Annotated in this window: 16 protein-coding genes and 6 pseudogenes; 8 read left to right on the top strand and 14 right to left on the bottom strand. The window is 69.4% G+C overall.

The genetic code is table 11. The features are described from left to right. Positions 1-2: 2 nt before the first annotated feature. From AAFF41_RS44245 to AAFF41_RS44230, 4 genes are read right to left on the bottom strand one after another with little or no spacing between them, the layout of a single operon-like run. Positions 3-1,541, bottom strand: coding sequence for a sensor histidine kinase (locus AAFF41_RS44245; protein ID WP_343325851.1), 1,539 nt, complete (start codon positions 1,539-1,541; stop codon positions 3-5). Continuing rightward, positions 1,538-2,281: a response regulator transcription factor gene (locus tag AAFF41_RS44240; RefSeq protein ID WP_319750849.1), complete on the bottom strand. Its 744-nt coding sequence runs from the start codon at positions 2,279-2,281 to the stop codon at positions 1,538-1,540. Before AAFF41_RS44240 ends, AAFF41_RS44245 begins: the two co-directional genes overlap by 4 nt. A gap of 49 nt (positions 2,282-2,330) precedes the next feature. After that, positions 2,331-4,574, bottom strand: a complete 2,244-nt coding sequence (locus AAFF41_RS44235; protein WP_343325850.1) for an ArnT family glycosyltransferase — start codon at positions 4,572-4,574, stop codon at positions 2,331-2,333. Positions 4,575-4,591: 17 nt separating this feature from the next. Further along, positions 4,592-5,881, bottom strand: a complete 1,290-nt coding sequence (locus tag AAFF41_RS44230) for a bifunctional glycosyltransferase family 2/GtrA family protein (protein WP_319750851.1) — start codon at positions 5,879-5,881, stop codon at positions 4,592-4,594. Between the two features lie 407 nt (positions 5,882-6,288). On the opposite strand from AAFF41_RS44230, the pseudogene AAFF41_RS44225 reads away from it, so the two are divergent. Further along, positions 6,289-6,504, top strand: a pseudogene (locus AAFF41_RS44225) (IS1380 family transposase); the annotation flags it as partial. Here AAFF41_RS44225 and AAFF41_RS44220 read toward each other — a convergent pair. The 3 genes and pseudogenes from AAFF41_RS44220 to AAFF41_RS44210 all read right to left on the bottom strand — a co-directional run. After that, on the bottom strand, positions 6,450-6,782 hold the full coding sequence (locus tag AAFF41_RS44220; protein WP_343325849.1) for an alpha-L-rhamnosidase C-terminal domain-containing protein: 333 nt from the start codon (positions 6,780-6,782) through the stop codon (positions 6,450-6,452). The pseudogene AAFF41_RS44225 and the gene AAFF41_RS44220 overlap by 55 nt on opposite strands. 97 nt (positions 6,783-6,879) lie before the next feature. Then, positions 6,880-7,074, bottom strand: a pseudogene (locus tag AAFF41_RS44215) (hypothetical protein); the annotation flags it as partial. Positions 7,075-7,132: 58 nt separating this feature from the next. Continuing rightward, positions 7,133-7,294, bottom strand: a pseudogene (locus AAFF41_RS44210) (integrase); the annotation flags it as partial. Between the two features lie 131 nt (positions 7,295-7,425). Between AAFF41_RS44210 and AAFF41_RS44205 the strand changes: the two are divergent. After that, positions 7,426-7,608 (top strand): annotated as a pseudogene (locus AAFF41_RS44205) (transposase); the annotation flags it as partial. Between the two features lie 322 nt (positions 7,609-7,930). Here AAFF41_RS44205 and AAFF41_RS44200 read toward each other — a convergent pair. Continuing rightward, the gene (locus AAFF41_RS44200; RefSeq protein ID WP_343325848.1) at positions 7,931-9,598 is read right to left on the bottom strand and encodes a protease-associated domain-containing protein; all 1,668 of its coding nucleotides are present in this window, start codon (positions 9,596-9,598) and stop codon (positions 7,931-7,933) included. Then, positions 9,580-11,313, bottom strand: a complete 1,734-nt coding sequence (locus tag AAFF41_RS44195; RefSeq protein ID WP_343325847.1) for a S8 family serine peptidase — start codon at positions 11,311-11,313, stop codon at positions 9,580-9,582. The genes AAFF41_RS44200 and AAFF41_RS44195 overlap by 19 nt, the downstream gene beginning before the upstream one ends. 222 nt (positions 11,314-11,535) lie before the next feature. On the opposite strand from AAFF41_RS44195, the gene AAFF41_RS44190 reads away from it, so the two are divergent. The 3 genes and pseudogenes from AAFF41_RS44190 to AAFF41_RS44180 all read left to right on the top strand — a co-directional run. After that, positions 11,536-12,576, top strand: a complete 1,041-nt coding sequence (locus tag AAFF41_RS44190) for a helix-turn-helix transcriptional regulator (RefSeq protein ID WP_319750854.1) — start codon at positions 11,536-11,538, stop codon at positions 12,574-12,576. Positions 12,577-13,184: 608 nt separating this feature from the next. Next, positions 13,185-15,794: a carboxypeptidase regulatory-like domain-containing protein gene (locus AAFF41_RS44185; RefSeq protein ID WP_343325846.1), complete on the top strand. Its 2,610-nt coding sequence runs from the start codon at positions 13,185-13,187 to the stop codon at positions 15,792-15,794. 183 nt (positions 15,795-15,977) lie between these two features. Next, a pseudogene (locus AAFF41_RS44180) lies at positions 15,978-16,370 on the top strand (IS1380 family transposase); the annotation flags it as partial. On the opposite strand, the pseudogene AAFF41_RS44175 reads toward AAFF41_RS44180, so the two are convergent. From AAFF41_RS44175 to AAFF41_RS44155, 5 genes and pseudogenes are all read right to left on the bottom strand, one after another. Then, positions 16,364-16,573, bottom strand: a pseudogene (locus AAFF41_RS44175) (transposase); the annotation flags it as partial. The pseudogenes AAFF41_RS44180 and AAFF41_RS44175 overlap by 7 nt on opposite strands. A 137-nt stretch (positions 16,574-16,710) precedes the next feature. Then, on the bottom strand, positions 16,711-16,893 hold the full coding sequence (locus tag AAFF41_RS44170) for a hypothetical protein (RefSeq protein WP_319750856.1): 183 nt from the start codon (positions 16,891-16,893) through the stop codon (positions 16,711-16,713). A 129-nt stretch (positions 16,894-17,022) separates the two neighbouring features. Next, on the bottom strand, positions 17,023-17,316 hold the full coding sequence (locus AAFF41_RS44165; RefSeq protein WP_319750857.1) for a putative quinol monooxygenase: 294 nt from the start codon (positions 17,314-17,316) through the stop codon (positions 17,023-17,025). Between the two features lie 55 nt (positions 17,317-17,371). Continuing rightward, positions 17,372-19,933, bottom strand: coding sequence for a GH32 C-terminal domain-containing protein (locus AAFF41_RS44160; protein WP_343325845.1), 2,562 nt, complete (start codon positions 19,931-19,933; stop codon positions 17,372-17,374). 184 nt (positions 19,934-20,117) lie between these two features. After that, positions 20,118-21,125, bottom strand: coding sequence for a carbohydrate kinase family protein (locus AAFF41_RS44155; RefSeq protein ID WP_319750859.1), 1,008 nt, complete (start codon positions 21,123-21,125; stop codon positions 20,118-20,120). Positions 21,126-21,372: 247 nt separating this feature from the next. Here AAFF41_RS44155 and AAFF41_RS44150 point away from each other — a divergent pair, with 247 nt between their 5' ends. From AAFF41_RS44150 to AAFF41_RS44140, 3 genes are all read left to right on the top strand, one after another. After that, positions 21,373-22,389 (top strand): sugar ABC transporter substrate-binding protein, encoded by a 1,017-nt coding sequence (locus AAFF41_RS44150; protein ID WP_343325844.1) that lies wholly within the window; start codon positions 21,373-21,375, stop codon positions 22,387-22,389. A 132-nt stretch (positions 22,390-22,521) separates the two neighbouring features. Next, positions 22,522-23,517: an ABC transporter permease gene (locus AAFF41_RS44145; protein ID WP_054228398.1), complete on the top strand. Its 996-nt coding sequence runs from the start codon at positions 22,522-22,524 to the stop codon at positions 23,515-23,517. Beyond that, on the top strand, positions 23,514-24,350 hold the full coding sequence (locus AAFF41_RS44140) for an ATP-binding cassette domain-containing protein (protein WP_343325843.1): 837 nt from the start codon (positions 23,514-23,516) through the stop codon (positions 24,348-24,350). The genes AAFF41_RS44145 and AAFF41_RS44140 overlap by 4 nt, the downstream gene beginning before the upstream one ends. Positions 24,351-24,406: the final 56 nt, after the last annotated feature.

The following is a 24,406-nucleotide window of genomic DNA, read 5'->3' as shown; positions in this document are numbered from 1 at the left end:
GATCAGCGGGGTTCCTGGCCGAAGTCGGTTGCGGGCAGAACCAGGCGGAAGGTGCAGCCGCGGCCGGGGGTCGTGTCGAGTTCGAGGCGGCCGCCGTGGCCCTCGGCGATGGTCGCGGCGATGGCCAGGCCGAGGCCGCTGCCGCCGTGGATGCGGGAGCGGGCGGGGTCGGCTCGGTAGAAGCGCTCGAAGACGAGCTCGGCGTCGACGGGTTCGAGGCCCGGCCCTTCGTCCGACACCTCGATCACGCTGATCGGCAGGCCCTCCGACAGAGGCGGTGAAGCGGTGGTGCGTCCGGGTCGGTCCGTGCCTCCGGTTCCGGGACCCGCCTCGGTCGTGCCGACGCGGACGTGGACGCGGGTGCCCGGCGGGGTGTGGGTGCGGGCGTTGGAGAGCAGGTTCTCCACGATCTGACGCAATCGGTGCGGATCACCGACGGTCTCCGCGACGTCGAGCTCCTCGGCCCCGGTGGGATCGGACGGGGCGTGCAGCGGGCCGAGGTCGACGGGGTGGGACTCGCTGTGGACGGCGGCGGCGCTGACGGCGTCCGCCGCGAGGGACAGCAGGTCGACCCGCTCCCTGCGGTAGGAAGGTTCTTTGTCCAGGGTCGCGAGCAACTGGAGGTCGTCCACGAGCAGACTCATGCGTTCCGCGTTCTGTGCGATGAACCGGTTGGCCTCGTGTCGTTCGAGGGCCGAGCGCGGTTCGGGGCGCAGGGCGAGTTGGGCATAGCCCTGGATGGCGGTGAGCGGAGTGCGCAATTCGTGCCCGGCGTCGGCGACGAACCGGCGAAGGCGGGCCTCCGAGGCCTCCCGGGCCAGCAGCGCCTTCTGCAGGCGGTCGAGCATGGAGTTCAGGACCCGGCCGAGTCGTCCGACCTCGGTACGCGCATCGGTGTCTGCCAAACGCAGATCGAGCCGGCCTGCGGTGATGTCCTGAGCCGTCCGTTCCATTCTGGTCAGAGGCAGCAGCCCCAGGCGAACCACCCACCGGCCCAGGGCGATCAGGGCGACGATCGTGACGGCGAGCAGCACGGCGTTCAGCCATAGGAGCTTCGATGTGGCACCGTCGACGGTGTCGAGCGGAAGGGTGACCACCGCGCTCATGCCGTCCGGACCGGGGTTCAGCAGTACCCGCCAGCGGCCGTCACCACTGATGGCGGGCACGGTTTCGGGGTGCCCGTCCTGCAGCCCGAGGTCCTCCGCGTGATCGGCCAACCGAGGTCCTGGCTTGGTCTCGGAGCCCAGGGAGTTGTTCAGACGGCGCCCGGAGGAGTCGTAGAAGTAGATGTGGAAGTCCGAGGGAAGCACGTCCGGGCGTTCTCCCGAGTGCGGGAGCCTGCCTTGGAGCGCGTCGTCATAGGCGGGAGCCGGTGGATGGAACTCGACGAGCTGCTCGTCGACCCGGTCCAGCAGCCAGGAGCGAAGCACCACGTATCCGATCGCCTGGGAGGTCAGGACTGCCGCGGTGGCGAGCAGAGTGGCGCCGAGGATGAGGCGCCGTCGCACCGACTTGGGCGGCCGGGGCAGGAACCGGGTCACTGGCCCGACGTCCCTGCGTGGTCGCGAGGAAGCCGCAGGCAGTAGCCGACGCCGCGCACGGTGTGGATCAGTGGCGGCTCGAAGCAATCGATCTTCCTGCGCAGGTACCTGACGTACGTTTCGATGATCCGGGAGTCGCCAGCGAAGTCGTAGCTCCAGACGTGGTCGAGGATCTGAACCTTGCTCACCACCTGGCCCGCGTTCGACAGGAGATAGGCCAGGAGCTTGAACTCGGTGGGAGACAGGGCGATGTACTGCCCTGCGCGGTGCACCTCGTGGGCGCCCTCGTCGAGTTCGAGGTCGGCGTAGCGCAGAACGCTCTGCACCGCCTGCCATTCGGCGGCCGGCGCCGTGCGACGCAGAATGGCCTCGATGCGCAGCAACACCTCCTCGATGCTGAAGGGTTTGGCAACGTAGTCGTCCCCGCCGGCACTGAGACCGGTGATGCGATCGTCGGTGCCGGTGCGGGCGGTCAGGAACAGAATCGGACAGTCGTTGCCTGCCGCCCGCAGCCTGCGGGTCACCTCGAAGCCATCCAGGTCGGGCAGCATCACGTCCAGCAGCACCAGATGCGGTTTTAGGCGTTCGACCTCCAGGAGGGCCGCCTGTCCGGTGTCGGTGCTGCTCACCTCGTATCCGGTCAGGCGAAGCGTTGCCTCCAGCAGGGTGCGAATGCTGGGCTCGTCCTCGACCACGAGGAGCCGATGTCGCGGCCGCGCGGCTGCGGGCTGCTCGGTCATGCGTCTGCTGGTCCGTTCTGCCGTGTCGCGACCGTCGCTTGGGCGTCGGCTACTTCGCGGCGCAGTCGTAGAGCACGTTGCCTCCCCCGGATCCCATCGCACCGCCGCCGTCTTGCTGTGACGACGTGCCGGAGGTGCCGCCGTATGCCGACGCCGGAACCTTGGTGCAATGGTCGGCGATCCAGTCGGAGCGCTGCTTGGTGTATCCGCCGGACAGGCCCGGCACGCCGCCGCCGTTCGTGTCGGAACCCAGGATGTAGCGTAGTTCGCCGTCCTTGGTCCACTTCTCCAACTGCGCCACCGACGGCGCGTTGTCGCTGTTGGTGAAGCCGCCCATACCGATCACGGTCTCGTCGGTGCCCAGGATGAAAGCGCTGGCGTTGAGGGCTCCGCCCTCGACGGCGAGCTTGATGCGTGCGTCGGGTGCGTGCTCGACGGCGTACTGGACGATCTTGCGCTGGTCGGCGGTGAGCTCCCCACTACCGAAGCCGCCGCGCCCACCAGGGGTCCCTCCCGAGCCGACGCCCGGGAACGAGGGTGTGCCGCGGGGGTTCGAGCCCGTTTCCCCGGGTGCACCGGGCATACCGCTTGCTCCCCCTGTGGGCATGCTGGAAGACACTCCGCCGGTCGGGGGCTCACCAGTCTGTCCCGAAGAGGCGTCACCGCCGGGGAAGCCCGGCATGTTCGACGGCATCCCGGACGGCATGCCCGAGGGAAGGTCTCCACCGTTCGGACCCTGCCGGGGCATGCCACCGCCTCCGCCGAATCCGAACGTCAGTGGACCTGCCGTCGGGTTGGAGCCCCCCGTGTTGGTCGAGCCGGGCACGGTCACCGCCCAGGCTCCCGGCGCCAGCAGAACCGATGCGACCGCGACGCAACCGGCAACCGTCAGCAGACGGCCACGGCGACGTGACAGCACCAGCAGGACGACCGCGGCGCAACCGACCAGCAGCACGGGCCACACCAGCCAGCCGTTCCAGTCGGGCTCACGGCGAACCAGCGCCACGGCCCAGGCGACGCTCACCACGACCGCGGCTACGCCGACCAGAGGCGCCCAGCGCAGGCCGGCGCGGTGGATGCGGACGAGGGCAGCCATCAGTCCGCCGCACAGGGCGGCGATCGCCGGGGCGAGCTGAGTGGTGTAGTACGGGTGGAAGATGCCCTTCTGGGTCGAGAACACGGCCCCGCAGACCACCAGCCAGGTTCCCCACAGCAGCCAGCCGGAGGTCGGCAGTACGGCGGAGTCGGGCAGTCCGCCGCGTCGGCGCAGTACCGCCCCGGCGACGGCGACGACCAGGGCCAGCGCGCAGACCGGCAGCAGCCAGCTGATCTGACCGCCCACCTGTGCGCCGAACAGCCGGCCCAGACCGGACTGACCGCCGAATCCCCCGGCGAATCCGCCCATCGTCTGGGGCGTTCCGTCGCTGGAGCCGAAGACCCTCCCCAGTCCGTTGTAGCCGATCACGAGGTCCCAGGCCGAGCCGTCCTTGCTGCCGCCGATGTAGGGGCGGTCGCCCGGCCACAGGGCGACCATGGCGACCCACCACAGGGAGGACGCCGCCAGGACGGCTCCCGCGCCCAGCAGACGCCGCACTCGCGGTATCCAGGGGCCGCTTCCTCCCACGAGCCAGGCGACGGCGAACGCGGGGATGACCATCCAGGCGGCGAGCATTTTGGTGAGGAATCCGCACCCGATCAGGAAGCCGCTCGCGCACAGCCACCAGGTCGCGGCCCGGCCCTCGGCCTGCAGCGCACGGGTGAGCGCGTACGCCGCCGACACCAGCAGCAGGACCAGCAGCGTGTCCGGGTTGTTGTCCCGGTTGATGGCCACGGTGATGGGCGTCAGGGTGAGCACCAGAGCCGCGATCAGCGCCGCTCCCTCCCCCGCCCAGCGGCGCACGGTGCGGTGCAGCACCAGCACCCCGGCCACACCTTCGAACACCTGCGGCAGGATCAGCGCCCAGCCGTGCATCCCGAAGATCTTGCTGCTGATCACCTGCGGCCACAGCGCGGCCGGGGGCTTGTCGACCGTGATCACGCCGGCCGGGTCGAAGGAGCCGAAGAGGAAGTTGGTCCAGCTCTTCCCCATCGACTTCACGGCCGCCGAGTAGTAGCTGTTGCCCCACCCCAGGGAGCCCAGTGCCCAGCCGTACAGGACGGCCGCGAGCACGAGGACGGTTCCGAGCGCCGCGGGTGCCGCCCAGGCGGGCAGCGAGCGGGCGGACGTACTCGTACCCCTCCCGTCGTGTGCCGATGCCGCCGGCGCGGGCCTGATGTGCGCATAGTTGCTCATGTCGGGATTCGCTCTCATCAACGGGTACGGCTACGGGGGGCGGTGAAGACGGCCAGCCGCAGCACGGCGAAGCGCACGCAGGTGACCGCGACGGACGCCGTGGCGAGGACCGCGGTCTCCGCGGCCGGTGAGGCACCGGGATCGAGCCACTTGAACCACAGCACCGCAGCGGAGGTGACCAGATAGCCGAGGACGAACAGCCCCCCGGCACCGAGGTGCGCGCGTGCGGGCGGGGTGGTGGAGTACCGGAAGGTGAGGCGGCGGTTCGCCTCGGTATTGAGGACGGTGAGGCCGAACAGCGAGATCAGGTTGGCGACGGCCGGAGACCACCAACCGCGCAACAGCCAGTACAGCAGGGCCTGTCCGACCGTGGAGACGACACCGATCGCGAGGAAACAGCCGACCTCCCACGACAGCACACCGCGTCGTGTGGAGGGTGCGAGGACGGCGTCGGGGTGTTCGGCGGCCGGCTCTGGGCGCGTCCGCACCTCGACCCGGGCGTCACCAGACGCCTTGAGCCGCGCCATGCGCCACAGGCCCCGCAGGTCTTCCCTGGCGGTGCTCACCACATCCACCCGGGTGTCGACGTCCTCGACCCAGTCGACCGGGACCTCGTGGATACGCAGTCTGTTGTGCTCGGCGAGCAGGAGCAGCTCGGTGTCGAAGAACCACGCGTCGTCGCGGGTCACTTCCAGCAGCGGCCGGAGCACGTCTGTGCGGGCCGCCTTGAATCCGCACTGGGCGTCGGTGAAGCGGACTCCATGGGTGAGCCTGATGATGCCGTTGTAGCAGCGGGAGATGAACTCGCGGCGCGGGCCGCGGACCGTGCGTGCGCCGGAAGCCAGCCGGGAGCCGATCGCGAGGTCCGAGTGACCGCTGGCCAGGGGCGCGACCAGCGGAAGCAGTCCGTCGAGGCCGGTGGAGAGGTCCACGTCCATGTACGCCACGATGTCCGCGTTGCTGGCGCCCCAGACGGTGCGCAGCGCGAGTCCGCGCCCCTTGCGGTTCAGGTGGACGACGCCGACGCCGGGCAGCTCGTCCGCGAGGCGGCGGGCGGTGGCGAGGGTTTCGTCGGTGCTGGCGTTGTCGGCGACGGTGATCCGCCAGGGGAAGGGGAAGCCCTGGGACAGGCGGGCGTGGAGCGTGCGCAGGCAGCCGGGCAGTGCTCGTTCCTCGTTGTAGACCGGAACGACGATGTCCACCGTCGCGGTACCGGCGTGTGGGAGAAGCGAACGTTCCACGGGCTGGAAGGGGGCGGGGCGCTCCACGCGGGCGTCGAGTTCGGTGAGGTGGGGGGTGGGAGTCATTGGCTTCCTCAGGCATGAGGGGACGGCAGACTGCGGCTCACAGGCCCTGGTCCAAGGCCGCGGCCTCACTGTTGCCGCCCCGCCTGTGGGGGCAACGGGAGAATAGCGAGAACTGACAGGGAGTCAGATCAATTGCCGAAAGCGCTCTCCCGATTCACCGTGCACACGCAGCCCTCCGCCCCAGCTTCAGCCACTCACCCCCGCCCGACTCGAACGACAGACCTCGGCCCGGATCGCCCCCGTAACGAAGCGGGGGGAGGGTGTGCTGTCGACACCCCGTCCGCTCGGCGGGACTGGCACCGGAGTCTCAGGGCCCCGGGAGTCCCCCACCCCGATCGTGACTGAGCGCTTCACCTGGCGAGTGAGCGCTTGAGTTGGCGGGGGATGCCGTCTTGATGTCCGGGCTGGCCGGCTATCCGGCTGGCACCCGCATCATCGTGCGCCGCGAACGCCCGCACCCCGGAGCCCAGCTGTCCCTGTTCGACCAGGACCAGGGCCTTCGCCATCAGGTGTTCCTCACCGACACTCCCTACTCCGGTGGCGGCTCCGCCCAGTTCCTGGAGGTCCGTCACCGCGGCCATGCCACCGTCGAGGACCACATCCGGTGCGGCAAGACCACCGGTGAGGTGATCGAGCGGAAGTTCCAATGGCCCGAGCCGACTTCGTACACCGCCTCGGTCCCGCCGTCGCGCACCAGCCGTGCTCCGGCCGGTGCCTCGGCGCGTCCGTCGAACAGGGGGACACGCACCTCCGCCGTGCTGCCCGCGGGCACGTCCACGGTGAGACGGAACAGCCCGGCGTCGCGCGTCCAGTCGGTCCGTGCGACGCCGTACGGCGTGCGGTAGGAGCCCGACGCCGAGGTCATGTCTCCCTCGACGGCCGGCGCCGTCTCGGTGCGCATCACCCGTTGCTGCCGGGAACATCGGACACACCGCCCGGCCAGGATGATCCGAACAGGAACGGCGGGCATGACGTCCCTCTGCACGGCGAGCGTGTCTCGTGGTGCCGCCCCGGAGGTCGGCGATGTCGCCGCGCGGGGCTTCCTGCCAGTACGTCCGAGCCTCGGTGCGCCGGGCCCGAGCCAGGACCCAACCGTGAACCCGGCCGCTGAGGGTGGAACCGTGGCTGACGCGGTGAAGGTAGTGGTCGACGGCGCGCCGCCAGATGCCGTCGCCGAGCGTATGGCCCGACCGTGCGGGTGCCGATGCATCATCCGGCCTGCTCAGGCGGCATGTCGGTACTCGGGCAGGGTTCCGCCATCCACTCCGCCGTCGGGTGTGCGCCGGCGCCCAGGATCCGCACCCGCCGCGTGGCGTGCTCGATCACCGCGAAGACGTACAGGCGCGCCCCGGTCAGGGTGGGCACCTCGAACAGGTCGCGGGCGAGCAGCGCTTCTGCCTGGCTGCGCAGGAAGATCTAGATTGCTACGACATCTATTTGACACCGATGAGATCACCGGCAGGCCAAGCAGGGCCTTGCGCTGCCTCCCGCCGTCCGCGGCCGATGAGGCTGATCCTTTGGCGTGGACACCCTGACGATGGATCTTGAGGGTCCAGGTCAAGGTAGGACGTCAGTCTCCGTACCCGGAGGAGTTCCGGAAGGACTCCATCGCGTTGTACCGGGCCGGCGGTGGCAGGTGCGCGTACGCGGCGTTGGCCGCGGAGCTCGGGATCACCGGGGAGACGCTGCGGATGTGGGTCCGTGTGGACACCGCCCAGCACATGGCCGTCCTGACCGTGCTCCTGGCCACCCGACGCGGCATCTCGCGCTCCACCTGCCGCTCCCTCCCCGTCCTGAGCAGCCGGACGTTCTCCGCCCGCAGCCGAGCCGGCTCCTCAGCCGGACTCTGTCCGGCTCCGCCCACTCGGACGTTTCTCACGAGCACCCTGTGCGGCATCGCCGGACAGGGGCGCGTCGGCATGCGTGGCCTGACCGCGCGGATGCGGGGTGGCGGTACGTAAACTCCGCCCAGCGGATCGAGGGCGGGCGCGGACGGGTGCTGCCCAGCGGTCATGCCGGGACCGCCGGGCGGCTTGGGTCACGCCGAGGTCATCCGGCGATTCCCGCGGCGCGTACGACGGTCTGCGTCACGGTGTTGCCGCGGCTGTCACCGGCCTGGACGCGCAGCGTGAGGTACTGCGCCGAGGCGGGCGCGTGCAGAGGCAGGCTGACCTTGCCGTTGCCCCTGCCGCTGAGGCGTGCCGTCGTCCAGGTGGCGCCGTCGTCGTAGGACAGTTCGACCTTGCGGGTGTTGAGCGCCGCGTTGGAGCCGCCTTGCAGGTGCAGTGGAGTGACGAGCAGGGAGGCGTCGGCTACTGCCTTGCCGTCGTCGGACGTCGGCAGGGTGTAGTCCAGCTGGACGAGTGGGAGTTGCTCGCTGTCGTCGCCGTTCCTGGGAGCCGCGGAGGTGAACGTCCACTCGGTGCGCGTGTCGGTCGAGTAGGGGAAGGCGGCCGTGGCGGTGCGGGTCGCCGTGTGCACCAGGCGGTAGACGCCCTTCTTCGCCGGCACGGTCGCGCTCACCCCGGCGCCGCCCTTGGCGAGCAGGGTGTCGCCGCGGTACAGCGAGGTCTCCTGGGCGCCGGTGCTGCCGAAGGCGACGTCGTTGGCGTGGCTGCCGCCGGAGTCGCCCCAGGACGGGATGATGACGTCCACCTCGTCGCCGGTCCGCACGGGCGGTTGGACGCTGCCGTTGATGCGTGGCCGCACCACGGGTCCGAACCACTCCACGTCCGTGGTGCTGCCCGCCGGATAGGTGACGGATCCGGACGCGCTGTAGGACAGGGACTGAAGCTCGCCCTCCTCGGTCCACGAGAACGTGCTGTCGGTGCTGACGTAGTCGGTGCGGTGCGCGCCGGCCGTGCTCAGCCGGTTGGTGCCGACCTGGTAGGTGGTCCAGGGGTGGATGTCGTAGCGGTTCTCGTAGACCTCACGGCCGGTGGGGTTGCGGAAGGTGGTCTCGACCCGGGCCAGTTGCCCGGTCGTGGGCGCGTAGACGGGGTTGGCGGGGATGCGGCCCTTCCAGGTGCGGACCAGGTCGTACAGGTAGTCCGTGTCGGGTCGGGAGACGGCCCGTAGCGGCAGGCTGCCGGTCGTGCTCGCGTCCACGCTCGCTATGAGCTTGTCGCCCTCCGTGCGGGACAGGCCCGCCACCTCGATGGAGGACTTGATGATGGGCTCGCGCAGTCGCCCGTCGAGGTCGTTGACGAACAGCAGCAGTTTCACGCCCGCGGCCTGCGCGGCCCTGATCTGGTCGTCCGCCGTGTCCTCATCGTCGGAGTCCCAGCGCACCACTGCGGCCTTGCCGACGGCGTCGATGCCTTTGTAGTCCTCCGCGAGACCGTCGCCCGGGTGGATCACGTCGAGGGTGTAGTCGTCCTCGGACAGCTTCGCCGAGCCGGGCATGATCCACAGGTCGTCGAACTCCTGCCCGCCGGCGGCCACCGACAGCAGCGGCTCCTGGTTGCGCCAGCGGGCGGTGAGGTACTGCTCGCCGTCACTGGGCGCGGTCGTGGGCGCCGTCCAGATGCTGTCGTAGCCGTCGCCGATCAACGAGGTGTCGGCGACCGAGGAGCCGTCCTTGAACTCGCGGTAGTAGTCCAGGCGCCGGGAGAAGTTCTCGGTCTTCTTCGGCGTGACCGTCTTGACCTGCTTGAGCTTCGTGCCGTCCAGCACGAGGTCGGTGGTGCCGGTCACCTTCACCTGCGGGATGACCATGCGGGCGAGGCGGCGCCGTGTGTGCCCTCGACCCGGAAGTCCGCGTAGACGGTGTAGAGGCCCGGCGGCAGCAGCTCGTCGGACTGGCCCCCGCCGTAGAGATAGGTGCCCGCGTACTCGTCACCCTTGCGGTAGAAGGTGAGGACGCCGTCCGTGGGCTCGGCGGAGCGGCCGGTGACCTTGGTACGGACGTGGAACAACTGCTGGCGGGTGCTGACGCCGAGCAGAGTGCGGGTCAGCGCGACGCTTTTGGCGGACGCCGTCAGCCGTCCGGTCCAGCGCTGGAGGTCGCCCGCCTTGTCCAGGTCGGTGGTGACCGTGGCGGTCGCGGTGCCGTGCGCGGGGACCTCGACGCGGCTGGGGGAGACGGCGAAAACGCTGTCGGGAACGCCGGGGGCGTCCACAGCGAGGTCCACGGCGACGGCATGGTCGCCGGTGTTGGTCCAGGCCGCGGTGGAGTGGACCGTGCCCTTGTCCGTGCCGGGCGAGTGGATGCCGGCGTCGATCTTGCCGGTGGCGGTGAGCGTCGCCGTGGCCGCGGCGGCGTCCACCCGGCCGTTGCCGCCGTCGTCCGCGCTGATGTCGAGGGTCGGCTCGGCGGTGCTGACCAGAGCGTCCTTGATGCGGCTGCCGGTCCAGTCGGGGTGCGCGGCGGCGACCAGCGCGGCCACACCGGCCACGTGCGGGGTCGCCATGGAGGTGCCGCTGGCGGTCATGTAGTAACCGCTGCCGGTGGCGATGTACTGCGACCGGGCGGCCAGGATGCCGACGCCGGGCGCGGTGATCTCGGGCTTGAGGGCGTCGTCGCCGTAGCGGGGGCCACGGCTGGAGAAGTCGGCGAGGGCGTCGGAGGAGTCGACCGCGCCGACGGTCAGGGCCGCGTCGGCGGTGCCGGGCGAGCGAACCGTCCGGGCACCGGGACCGTCGTTGCCGGCGGCGATGGTGAACAGGGCGCCGGTCTCGGCGCTCAGCTCGTTCACGGCCCGGGCGAGCACGGTGTCGCCGTCGGCGTTCTCGCTGCTGCCCAGGCTCATGCGGGTGGCCTCGGCCCGGCCGTCGAGCCAGACTTTGGCGACGCCGCCGTGGAAGGCCGCGTCGGCGTCCGGCACCTTCGCGGAGTCGGAGTCGGAGTCGGTGCCGGTGAGCGCGCTCCACAAGGCGTCAGTGTCCTCGCGGTCCGCGGCGAGGGCGACCCCGTTGACGCTGGTGAGGGGGTGTACGTCCGTGACGTCGCCCGGCAGGGCGACGGCGCGGCTGCGCAGGGTGGAGGCGGACGCCTCCTTGCCGCCGTAGGTGACGATGAGGGGCAGGTGCTTGAGCGCCGCGTCGTCGTAGCCGTCCGCCACGAGCCGGGAGATGTCGAAGAGTCGGTCGTCCAGGGTGCCGGACGCCAGGTAGGGGCGGGCGGAGTCGGGATAGACGTAGGTGTCGCCGCCCACCGTCAGCACACGGGCGCCGGTGGGCTCGCCGTCGGGGCCCTGAACGGTGATCGTGCCGGGGCCGTCGCCCACTCCGGGGGCGACGGTGACCTTGTCGCCGGTCACCAGGGTGACGACGGATGCGGCAACGTTGTCAGCGGTGCGGGTGGCGCCGGCCGGGCTGTTGGCCGGCGAGGTGTCTGCGGAGGAGGCCACGTGCGGGGTCGCCGCGGTGACCAGGAGGGCGGCCGCGACCACGAGCAGGCGGCGCCGTCTTCCGGACGGGAGGTGTGTCAAAGGATTCCCTCGCCTTGAATGGGTGTACAGGCGGATGCTGCGCAGGCCCAGTCCCGTCTTCGGGACCGGTGGGAGCGAGCCCACCTTGACGGTGTCGCGTCACACGCGACAAGATCCGGCTGTCGCGGATTCGCGCAATCGCCCACATGCGCTTGGGTCGCGGGCGGCGGCGCAGGGATACGTTCAACACCGATGCGCACAACAGCGGGAGCGTCAGGCTGCATGGATGTGACGTCGGACAGCCCCTGGGCCGGAATCGGGCTGGACGCGCTCAGCGGCCGAGTCCTGGAGTACCTGGTGGGCCACGCCTCCGCCAGTTCCCTCACCATGGCGGCCGCGGTCGGCGCCTCGCGCGAAGAGGTCGAGACGGCACTGCGGTCTCTGGAGGACGTACTCCTGGTCATCCCCATCGCCGGCCGGCCCCCGCGGTGGAAGGCCGGCCCGCCACGTTCGTCCCTGGGCTCCCTGCTGGCCCGCAGGCGCGCCGAACTGGCCCAGGCCGAGCTGTACATGGAGCAGCTTCACGAGATCTACGACTTCGCGGCCCGCCCGCAGGCTCCGCACCTGGTGGAGGTCCTGGAAGACACCGAGGAGGTCACCGCGCGCTATGCGCATCTCCTCAAGGGCAGCACCCAAGAAGTACTGCACCTGGCCAAGCCGCCCTATGTGACCGGGCCTACGGATGCCTCCGATCACGGGGATGCCGCACAGCCGGAGTTCCGCGAGGGAATACGGCTGCGGTCGGTCTACGACACCGAGGGCTTCACGGACACGGTGTCACTGGAGACGGCGCTGCGGGGCAGCGCCAGAGGCGGCGAGTTCCGGCTCAGCTCCCGGCTTCCCGTCAAACTGGTCCTGTTCGACCGGACCGCCGCCCTCCTGCCCCTGCACGACGACCGCCCCTCGGCCGGGTCACTCGTGGTCCACTCACCTGCCCTCGTCGACGCACTCGCCGCGCTGTTCGAGGCCATCTGGAAGCACGCGGTGCCGGTGTCACTGGAAAGCCGGCAGGACTGGCCCGCCCCCCGCCAGACCCGGGAGACGACGCGGATCGACGAACGAACCCAGGCGATCCTCGACCTCATGGCGACCGGGATGAAGGACGACGCAATCGCCCGGGTACTCAACATCAGCCGCCGCACCGTGCAGAAGCACGTGAGCGAGGCCGGCACCGCACTGGGCGCCAGAACACGCTTCCAGATCGCCCTCCGCGCAGCCGAACGAGGCTGGCTGCCGCTGGAAGCACCGAACTCGAACGAGTAAGAGCGGGAACCAGAGGACGACCAGATGCAGAGGGGGGCACTCCGCCTTCCCGTGTGCACCGGGTCGTGTCCCTTTTCCTGGGGCGGGCGGATATTCGTTCTCACTATCCGTCCCAACGCTGCAAATTGAGGCTGGAAGCGACTGGCGGGGCTCTCTCCGAACCAAATTGCCGTTGTTCCCGAAGGAAGACGAAAAACGCCCGGGTGAAGCGGACTCCGGAACTGCGAGAGAGCGATTTCATTCTGCTGCCCGCTCACCTTGTCCGGCAAGGGCGAACCGTGCGGCATTTGTGATCCTGCACAAGTGGGAAGCCCGTCGGCCGGCTCGGTCCACGGGCCGGGCCGGATGCGTTGCCGCCCTCGGTTGAGCAGGTCATCCGGTGCGCGGAGTACGGCGCACCGGATTCGTGGCGGGTTGGCGCCGGTCACTCGACTTCACCGGACCGGACATCGGTGGGTTCGTCTCGATCGGGTCGACGACGACATATGGGCGCAACAATCCGGGGGTTGACAGGCCGCCAGTCGGCATCGGCTAATTGATCGCCCGCACTTCATGCGTATTCGCTTTCCTCCGGCCCGAGTTGAGGGCCCAGTCATGATTGGCGACTTGTGTCGATACCCACTCGTGCGACAGGTGCGTTCCCGGCCTTTCGCATATTCCATCGCGGCGCGGCGATTCTCGGTGTCGCGGCCCTGGCACTCCTGGGCGTCCAGCCCCTTGCACACGCCGCGCCGCCCACCATCGCGCAGGCCACGACCAGTACGGCCCAGGACGCTTCCGACGCCGAGTCCGACTTGGCACCCGTCTGCGGCACCCCGGCGAAGGGGCACGCGGCCTGCTACGCCATGCGCACGACGGACCAGTCGGCCAGGATGCGGCTGAGCTCGTCCGAGGTTCCCGCGGGGCTGGGTCCGCAGGACATTCAGAGCGCCTACAGCCTGCCCGCAGGCGGAGGCGCCGGCCAGACCATCGCGATCGTCGACGCCTACGACGACCCCAACGCCGAGGCGGACCTGGCCGTTTACCGCAGCCAGTACGGCCTGCCGCCCTGCACCAGCGCCAACGGCTGTTTCAAGAAGGTGGACCAGCGCGGCGGCACCGACTACCCGCCCTCCAATGACGCCTGGGTGGGAGAGATCGCCCTCGACCTGGACATGGTCTCCGCGGCGGCACCGGGAGCCGACATCCTGCTGGTGGAGACGGACAACGACGGTCTGGAAAACCTCGCCGCCGGTGTGGACGAGGCCGTGGCCCTCGGTGCGAAGTACGTCTCCAACTCCTATGGCAGGAGCGGTGACTTCCCGACCGATCTGGCCACCTACGGGTCCTCCTACGACCATCCTGGTGTCGCCGTGGTCGCGGCCAGCGGCGACAACAAGTACGGCGTCTCCTTCCCCGCGACCCTCCCGTCCGTGACCGCGGTCGGCGGTACAACCCTGACGGCCGACCCGACCAGCGCCCGCGGCTGGTCGGAGACCGTCTGGACCAGGGGCTCCTACGGGCCGGGCTCCGGGTGCGCGTCCAACCAGACGAAGCCGGACTTCCAGCAGGACACCGGCTGCACGGGACGAAGTGTCGCCGACGTCTCAGCCGTCGCCGACAACGTTGCCGTCTACCTGACCTACGGCTCGCAGGGCATCGGCTGGCAACGCTACGGCGGCACCAGCGTCGCGACACCGGTGATCGCCTCGCTCTACGCGCTGGCCGGGCCTCCGCGCCCTGGCACCTCCCCCAACTCCTATCCCTACGCCGCGGATGGCGTCGGTCTCAACGACATCACCACCGGATCGAACGGAACCTGCTCCGTCGCATACCTGTGCAACGCCGGCACCGGCTACGACGGTCCGACCGGCCTGGGCACACCGGCGGGCCTGGCCGCTTTCCGCAGCGGGCCGCACGGCACCCTCTCCGGGACGGTCAAGGACTCGGTCACCGGCAAGCCGGTCGCCCACGCGACCGTCGGGTCCGGGCTGGACATCGCCACGACCGACACGCAGGGGGCGTACACGCTCGACCTACCGGCGGGCACGGTCAAGGACTTGACCGTGAAGGCCTTCGGCTACACGACGGCCACACCGGTCACCCTCGACATCTCGGACGGCCAGACCCTCACCCGCGACTTCGGACTCTCCGCCATCCCCCGCGAGCGCGTCCACGGCACCGTCAAGGACGGGTCGGGACACGGCTGGCCGCTCTACGCCCGACTCGCCGTGAGCGGGTCTCCCGAAGCCCCGGTCTGGACCGACCCGGTCACCGGCGCATACGAAATGAACCTGCCGAAGGGGGGCGACTACACGCTGAACGTCACCGCCGCCCTGCCGGGCTATGAACCCGTGGCACGGAAGGTGACGGTGGGCGACAAATCCATCACCGCACACGTCGCTCTGACCGCCGACCCCGATGCGGCCACCGCCGTCGGCTACCGACTCGAACTCGCCGACCGCGGCGAACCGTTCGACTCCACCGCGACCGCGCCCCAGGGCTGGAGCGTGGTGAACGCGGCCGGTACCAACAATGGATGGGAGTTCGACGACCCGACCCAACGCGGCAATGCCACCGGCGGCAATGGTTCCTTCGCCGTCGTCGAGAGCGACAACGGGTCGATCGGACCGCATCAGGACAGCCAGCTTGTCAGCCCTGAGTACGACCTGTCCGCCGCGCAGTCGGCAGAACTCACGTTCAAGACCGCGTACCTGTACAACCCCAACCAGCAGCACATGACCGTGGACGCCAGCACGGACGACGGCGCCACCTGGGAGAACGTCTGGACCGGGCCGAAGGTCAGCGACTCCGCGCAGCGCCTGACCGCGCACGTCCCACTCCGGCAGTTCGCAGGGCACAAAGCCGTGCGGCTGCGCTTCCATTTCGTCGCCGACTGGGGCTACTTCTGGTCACTCGATGACGTGAACGTCCAGACCCGCGTCCTCGTGCCTGCACCCGGCGGCCTGACCGTCGGCACAGTACGAGACGCCACCAGCGGCGCCGGAGTGGTCGGCGCCACGGTCAGCGATACCGCGAGCCCGGACGAAACCGCCCTCACTACGGCCACGCCGGAGGACCCCGCCGTCGGGGACGGCTTCTACACCTTGTTCTCGGCGAACCCTGGCCCGCACACCCTCCGGGTCACGGCGTCCGGTTACGTGGGGCTGACCCGGGCAACGACGGTTCACCGCGATCGAGTCAGCCGCAAGAATCTCGCCCTCAGGCCGGACGCATGACCACGGCACCGGCGACCCGGCACGTCAACGCATGCGGCTAGCGGTGGTTTGTTGGCCTCGCCGTTTCGCTTGGGTGTGGCTGCTGTAGAGGCGTAAACGCGAAAGTGCCTTCCTGACCTGGGACGATGAACCTTGCTGAGGGGTTCTGTCGGTCCAGGCGGAGGGCACTTTCTACGTGCAGGAATCGGGTTGCGTCCCAAGGTCTGTGTCAGTGCCGATGGTTCGGGGGTCGTCGTGCATGCCGGTGCACGGTTGTTTGCGGATCTTGCCGATGCCACAGGTCTGACCGCCGCGTATTCCACCGCTCTCAGGCCTCTGCGGCCTCGCGGGACCGGACATGATCCGGGACGGATCGCCACCGACCTGGCGGTGATGCTCGCCGACGGCGCCAAGGCCATTGCGGACCTGGCCGTGCTGCGGGACCAGGCCGACGTGTTCGGCTCGGTCGCCTCGACACCGACGGCCTGGCGACTGCTCGCCGACAGGACCGCATCCGGTGCGGCAAGACCACCCGCTTCGGCCGCTTCCCCTAAGATCTTTCGGGTCGTGGGCGGCCAGGGGATTGCCGGTCAGCCGGCAGGACGGGGCAGTTCGGCGAGGCGATGGAAAGCCGTGGCCAGTTCGTGCCTCCAGGGCCAGGTCGCCGATATCCGCAAGCGCAGACGCCGGCCGCCGCGGGTGAGGCGGGCGCCGACGTGCAGCAGCCGGTAGCGGAGCTTCTCCGGCTCGGCGGTCGCCAGCTCCCCGCCCAGCAGCAGGACGCGCAGCCAGGCCAGCAGGCCCGCCACTTCGCTATCCACACGGCCTGGTTCGAAATCGGCCTCGCGGAGAACCCGACCACCGCGCCAGGACCCCGCCATGCCCAAGCAGCGAAATCACCCCGCACACCTGGTGCCTGACGAAGATCGACGTCTCATCACCCCAACCGAAACAGCGAGGCCAGCACCTGCCTCGACCAGCCCGACCGCGTCACCCTCGCCCGCCGCCCCCGCACCACCCCGCGCACGGGAGTGGAGTCGAGCACCCACACGTCATCGCCCCCCGAGGGGGCGGTGACGATCGCAGGCTGCAAGGCGTTGGGGTTGTCGTTCCAGTTCACGACGGTGTGAGTGTGGGCGGCCGCGGCCGGTCCTGCCCTACCGTGACGATCGCCACCAGACAGCGGCATGACGATGCGTCGGTACCGGATCGGGCGAGGTCAGGTCAGGTCAGGTCAGGTCAGGTCAGGTCAGGTCACAGGATCGAGGAAGGTCAGCACCGAGGCGTCTTCCTCGATCAGCGGGACGAGCGCCGCGTTCAACGGGCCGCCGTACGGTGCCTTCAAGTGCGCTTGGAAGGCGTCCTCGTCGCGGTACACCTCGAAGATCCAGAACGCGCGTGGGTTGGCCGACCTGGTGTAGACGTCGAAGGCGATGTTGCCTTCTTCCTCGCGCACCTTCTTGGCGTACTCCAGGATCAGGCGGGCTACCTCGTCCTGCGCTCCCTCGCGGGCGGTGAACTCGGCGAGCAAGGTCTTGTTCACGGTGTGGTGTCCTCCGTGGTCGAAGTCGGTCAAGGGCAGTTGGGATCAGTCGGCGTCAGTCGCGGTAGGAGTCGAGGTGCCAGACGCGGGCCTGGTCCAGCTTCACCGAGCCGTTCTCGGCGAAGAACTGCACTCCCTGGCTGGCGGGGTCGGGGAAGATCTGGTCGGTGATGACGGCCTCGCCGCTGCCGCCGAACACCTCGACGGACGACCAGTCGACGAGGATCCGCAGCTTCACCTTGCCGTTCTTCGCCTTCAGAGGCGCCGTCTGGACGGCGGGGAAGGTGCTGTTGAAGTCGACAGCGCCGGAATGGGTGCGGTCGACGTACAGCTCCTGTGTCGTGGTGTCGTAGCCGATGACGGTCTCCTCTCCCCCGGCACCGGTGCGCACCTTCAGGCCGAACCGATCGGCGTCCTTGAGGGAGAAGGCCGCCTCGATGTCGAGGGCCTCGCCCTGGGCCGCGGGACCGATCAGGGTCTGAGAGGTGTTCTTGACGGTGACACCGGCGGCGGTCGCCGGGCGTTCCTGCCGCAGGGACGTCACGCTGTTCACGGGCCGGCTGGTCAGCCGGATGCGGCCGTCGACCGTACGCAGGGCCATCTCTCGGGGGATGCTCTGCGCGCCGCGCCAGGGTGACGTGGGGATCACGCCGCTGTAGTCCCAGTTGTTCATCCAGCCGATCATGTACCGCTTGCCGTCCGGCGCGTCCTCCCAGGACACCGCCGCGTAGTAGTCCTTGCCGTAGTCGGCCCAGTCGGCGCGCTGGACGACGGACTTCGCGGGGGTGTCGGCGGCGGTGAACTGATCGGCGAGGAGATGGCCCCAGCCGGCGGTGTTCATGTCGGCGATCTGGATCCGCGCCTGCTTGCCGGCGTAGGGGCGCATGTCGAAGGAGGCCCAGTCCAGGGTCTCGCTGTTGGAGCCGGTGGCGCTGCGGACCACCTGGCCGTCGACGATCAGGTTGACGGACGTTTCCTGGGAGACGGGCTGGGCCTGGGTGTCGGAGAGCATGATGTGGTCGACGTTGAGATGGCCCCAGCCACCGCTGTTGTCGTCGACGATCTTGATCTGTGCCTTTGTGCCGGCGAGGTCCTTGACGTCCCAGGAGGCCCAGTTGAGTGCCTCGCCATCCCGTCCGGTGGCGCTGCGGACCACGTTGCCGTCGACGAGCAGTTCGACTGCGGTCGGGTTGTCGGAGCCGGCGGGATGGTTGCCGCCGCCCACAAGGAAGTTGACGTAGTCCTTGTCCAGGGTGAACTCGGGCGACGTGAGGGTGCCGGTGGTGGAGTCGCCGTTCAGGTAGCTGTTGACCAGGCCGCTGCCGAGGAAGCCGGAGACCTCCTGCTGGTTGGGGAGGGTGCCGGTGGCCGGCGCGGTGCCGAAGGCGTCCCCGGTTGTCGTCCAGTCGCCGTAGGTGCCGCCCTCGAAGTCGGCGAGGACCGTGCCCGCGGGCGGCGGGCCCTGCTCCATGACGGTGCCGTCCACGTGCGGGTGCCGACCGCCACCGACCTTGAAGTTCAGGTACTTGCTGTCGACGGTGAAAGAGGGCGAGGTCAGGGTGCCGGTGGTGCCGTCACCCGAGTGGAAGCTGTTGGCGAGACCCTTGCCGTCGAACCCGTCGACTGTGCCCTGACCCGCCACCGCCCCGGCTGCCGGCGCCTGGCCGAACGCGCTGCCCGTGGTCGTCCACGAACCGAAGTCCGTGCCCTCGAAGTCCTGCACCACCGTGCCGGTGGGCGGGGTGTACGTGCCCTTGTCCTCGGCGGTGAACTTCTTGCCGTCGAAGTCGCCGACGAAGTACTGGGCGGCCGAACCACCGGCGATACCACCGGGGTTGATGTTGACGACCAGGACCCACTTGATCCTCTTCTTGTCCCCGTCGACCGCGAGGGGGAACAGATCCGGGCACTCCCACACGCCGCCCGTCGCACCCGCCGGCCCGAACTCGCTCTGCAGCTTCCAGTCCTTGAGGTTCTTGGACGAGTAGAAGCGCACCTTGTGCTCGGCGGACATCGACACCGTCATCCGCCAGCTCTTCGTCGGCGCATACCACTGGACCTTGGGGTCGCGGAAGTCCTTGGAGCCGATGTCGATGACGGGATTGCCCTGGTACTTCGTCCAGGTACGGCCACGGTCGGTGCTGTAGGCGAGCGACTGCGCCTGGACGCCCGTGGCCTTGCTGTAGCTGGTGTAGATCGCCACCATGGCCGGGTTCTTCTTTGTGCCGAAGCCAGTGGTGTTGTCCCGGTCGACGACCGCGCTGCCGGAGAACACCATCTCGTTGTCGTCGTGCGAAAGGGCGAGCGGCAGCTGCTTCCAGTGCACCAGGTCCTTGCTCACCGCGTGGCCCCAGGACATGTCGCCCCACGAGTTGCCGTTAGGATTGTCCTGGTAGAAGAGGTGGTACTCGCCCTTGAAGTACACAAGACCGTTGGGGTCGTTCATCCAGTTCTTGTCCGGCGTGAAGTGGAACTGGGGGCGGTAGGTCTCGGAGTACGGCCGGGTGTCGGCCGCTACGGCCTGGGGGGCGAGCGGGGCCGCCGACACGGCGCAGACGGTCGCCACCGCCGCCATCATCCGTATGCGGGCACGCCGGGATACACATCCAGAGCTCATCGTGTCTCCTGTGCTGCGGCCGTCCGCGCAGCGAAGCCTGCTGCCCGGCGCGGATCCGGCCGAAAAGTGACGCCCTTGCCGGCGTCGTCGTCCACGGCATCGGCATCGGCAAGGGGTGTCAACGTTGACTTGTGTCATCGATGACATCGAGTGGCCCGATGATGGAGGCACTCCGGCTCATGCGTCAACGGTTCGGACGGGATGTCCTGCTGAGCGGCGCGCTCGCCCGCCATGCCGGGTCGGCCGTGGCGAGCTGCGCCAGCTGGCTCTGCCACGGGGGGTTGGGGCCGGCGACCGAGCAGGTCAGAGCCGCGACGCGGGCGCCGAAGCGGCAGGCTTCCTCGACGTCGTCCAGGCGGAGTTCCGTCAGCCGGCCACCCAGAAGCCCACGAGCGCCAAGGTGGTGCAGCAGCCCGGCGGTGAAGGAGTCGCCTGCCCCGACCGTGTCGGCGACGCGCGTCGAGACGGCGGGCACCTGGACCCGTTCGCCGTCGAGCGAGGCCAAGGCGCCGTCGGCACCGCGCGTGATCACGACGAGCCGCGCCCCTGCCGCGTGCCAGATGTCGCACGCTTGCTCGGGCGGCGTGCCCGGCAGCAGGAGTTGCAGGTCGTCCTCGCTCAGCCGCAGTACATCCGCGAGGGCACACCAGTGCGCCAGCCGGGCGCGGTAGACCTCGGGGTGCACCAGGAGCGGGCGGACGTTGGGGTCGATGCTGATCGTGGCCCGAGATGCGGCGACAGCCAGGAAGTCCTCCAGCACGGCCGCTCCGGGCTCCTTGACCAGGGCCAGCGAGCCGGTGTGCACACAGGCGGTGTCGGCCAGGTCAACGCCCACCAGCTCCGCACTGGTCCACTGCCAGTCGGCGGTGGCCTGCGCATGGAAGGAGAACGCAGCCTGACCCTCGGCGTCCAGTTCGGCAACAGCCAGTGTGCTGGGCTCGGCGGCCGCGACGGCGTACGACAGGTCCACGCCGGACGCCTCGAGATGGGCCCGGAACAGGCGGCCGAACACATCGCCGGACAGGCGTGCCAGGAAGCGGGCCGGGGTACCCAGCCTGGCCAGGGCCACCGCCGTGTTCGCAGGTCCGCCACCGGGCAGCACCCGCAGGGCGAGCTCGTACGGGACGCTTGCGGGTTCGGTGAAGGCGTCCGCGACGCACTCCCCCAGGACGGTGATCTGGCGCGGGCTCATGGGCTGCTCTTCTCTCGGAATGCGCGGACAGAAACAAGCACGTCCCGGGCAGCCGGTGAACGGCTTCGGGCGGGCGACGGCTGCGGGCGTTGCCGATTTGTGACGGGTGCAAGGCATTGACGTTGCCTGGGAACGGAGTCCATCATCCTCGCCAAGCAGTGTCAACGATGACATAAGTCAACGATGACACCGAGGGACGGCATGCCCCGATGCCGGCCGTTCACCCGCAATCCCGCAGGAGTCGTTCATGTCACGCATCTCTCGTCTGCCCGCCCCCTTGCTCAGAGCCGCTGCCTGCACGGGTGTCGCAGCCCTCGCCCTGACCGCCTGTGGATCCGGATCGGGATCGGGCACCGCGAGCACCGGATCGGGCAGCGTCAAGGTCGGTCTGATCACCAAGACCGACACCAACCCGTTCTTCGTGAAGATGAAGGAGGGCGCGGAGAAGGCCGCCAAGGAGAACGGCGCCCAACTGTCCACCGCGGCGGGGAAGTTCGACGGGGACAACGCAGGTCAGGTCACGGCCATCGAGAACATGGTCGCCGCCGGCGTGAAGGGCATCCTGATCACCCCGAGCGACTCCAAGGCGATCGTGCCCGCGATCCAGAAGGCCCGCGCCAAGGGTGTCCTGGTCATCGCCCTGGACACCCCGACCGAGCCGGAGAGCGCGGTCGACGCCCTCTTCGCCACCGACAACCTCAAGGCCGGCCAGCTGATCGGCGAGTACGCCAAGGCCGCCATGAAGGGCAAGACGGCGAAGATAGCCGCCCTCGACCTCGCGCCGGGTGTCTCCGTCGGCGTCCAGCGGCACAACGGATTCCTGAAGGGCTTCGGCGCCACCGACAAGGACGTCGTGTGCGCCCAGGACACGGGTGGCGACCAGGCCAAGGGCCAGACCGCGATGGAGAACTGCCTGCAGAAGGCGCCCGGCATCAACGTCGTCTACACCATCAACGAACCGGCGGCCCTGGGTGCGTACACCGCGCTGAAGGCCAAGGGCCGGGAGAAGGACGTCCTGATCGTCTCCGTCGACGGCGGCTGCACCGGCACCCAGGCCGTCAAGGACGGCAAGATCGCCGCCACGTCGCAGCAGTACCCGCTGAAGATGGCCGCCGAGGGCGTCAAGGCCGTCGTGACGTACGCCAAGGACGGCAAGAAGGCGTCCGGTTACACCGACACCGGCGTCACGCTGATCTCCGACAAGGCGCAGGACGGTGTCACGTCGAAGGACACCGCCTACGGCCTGGAGAACTGCTGGGGCTGAGCCACCCGCCTGATCCGTACGCCCCCTCAGCGGGGCGGCCGTCCCTCCCTGACCGGGGGACGGCCGCCCGCTCGTCCTCTTGTCCTCCGACCAGGAAGGACAACGACCACTGTCTTCCGACAAGGACTTCGCATGACAGCCACGACCACGCCGTACGCCGAGCTCAAAGCGCCGACCACGGCCCGCAGACTGCTCACGGCGCCGACCACCGGACCCCTGGTCGCCCTCCTCCTGGCCTGCGCCTTCTTCTCCGTCTCGACCGACCAGTTCCTGACCGGCGGGAACTTCTCGCTGATCGTGCAACAGGTCATGGTCGTGGGCACCCTCGCCATCGGACAGACCCTGATCATCCTCACCGCGGGCATCGACCTGTCCTGCGGAGCCGTGATGGCGTTCGGCAGCATCGTGATCGCCAAGATGGCCGCCGAGGGCTCCCTGCCGCCGCTCGTCGCCATCGCGCTGGGCATCGCCGTCTGCGGCGGCTTCGGGCTGCTCAACGGGCTGCTGGTGCAGAAGATCCCGCTGCCGCCGTTCATCGTCACCCTCGGCATGCTCAACGTGGCGTTCGCACTGACCCACATCTACTCCGAGGAGCAGACGGTCACCAACCTGCCCGGCCCGCTGACCGCCCTCGGAAAGACCTTCCCCCTCGGCCACACCGACATCACCTACGGCTCCCTGGTCACCATCGCCCTGTTTCTCCTGCTCGCCTACGCGCTGAGCAGCACCGGCTGGGGCCGGCACGTCTACGCCCTGGGCAACAGCCAGGAAGCGGCGCGTCTCAACGGCATCCGCACCTCCCGCCTGACCATCGGCATCTACACCGTGGCGGGTCTCCTCTACGGCATCGCCGCCCTGCTGCTCATCTCCCGCACCGGAGTCGGCGACCCCCAGGCGGGGCAGACCGACAACCTCGACAGCATCACCGCCGTGGTCCTCGGTGGCACCAGCCTCTTCGGCGGACGCGGCTCGGTCCTGGGCACCTTCATCGGCGTCCTCATCGTCGGCGTCTTCCGCAACGGCCTGCAGCTGATGGGCGTCGCCTCCATCTACCAGACCCTGATCACCGGAGTCCTGGTGATCCTCGCGGTGACCGTCGACCAGCTCTCCCGGAAGAAGGCCCGATGACCGCCACCTCCTCCCCCACACCCGTGCTGCAGGCCCGCGGTCTGGTCAAGCGGTACGGCCAGGTCACCGCCATCGACGGCGCCGACTTCGACCTGCTCCCCGGCGAGGTTCTCGCCGTCATCGGCGACAACGGAGCCGGCAAGACCAGCCTGATCAAGGCCCTCACCGGCGCGGTGACCCCCGACGCGGGCGAGATACGACTCAACGGCGAACCCATCACCTTCTCCGGCCCGCAGAGCGCACGCGCCCACGGCATCGAGACGGTCTATCAGGACCTCGCCGTGGCTGCCTCCATGGACATCGCCTCGAACATGTTCCTCGGGCGCGAGCTGCGCCGCCCCGGCGTCCTCGGCAGCGTCTTCCGCATGCTGGACAAGAAGCGCATGCGGCAGGAGGCCGCCGAGCACATGGCCGACCTGAAGATCGGCCTGCGCTCGCTGACGCAGTCGGTGGAGACGCTCTCCGGCGGACAGCGGCAGGCCGTCGCGGTCGCCCGTTCCGTCGCCTGGGCCCGCTCCGTCGTCGTCATGGACGAACCCACCGCCGCCCTGGGCGTCAAGGAGTCCGGCCAGGTCCTCGACCTCATCCGCCGGGTCCGCGACAAGGGCATGCCGGTCGTCCTGATCAGCCACAACATGCCCCACGTCTTCGAGATCGCCGACCGGATCCACGTCCACCGCCTCGGCCGGCGCGCTGCCGTGATCAAGCCCTCCGACTACTCCATGGCCGAGGTCGTCGCCATCATGACCGGCGCTCTCACCGTCGATGCGGCCGGAGATACTGTCGTAGCGGATTCCGAGGCCGCGAAGGCCGCCGGAGTCCAGGCCACCTGACAGCACAACCCCGCTCTCGCAGATTCCGGCCGAGGCCGCGGCCGGAACCGAGAGCC

Source organism: Streptomyces mirabilis, assembly GCF_039503195.1.
In the GTDB taxonomy this organism is placed as follows: Bacteria; Actinomycetota; Actinomycetes; order Streptomycetales; family Streptomycetaceae; genus Streptomyces; species Streptomyces mirabilis_D.
This window is presented reverse-complemented; position numbering and strand designations above follow the sequence as displayed.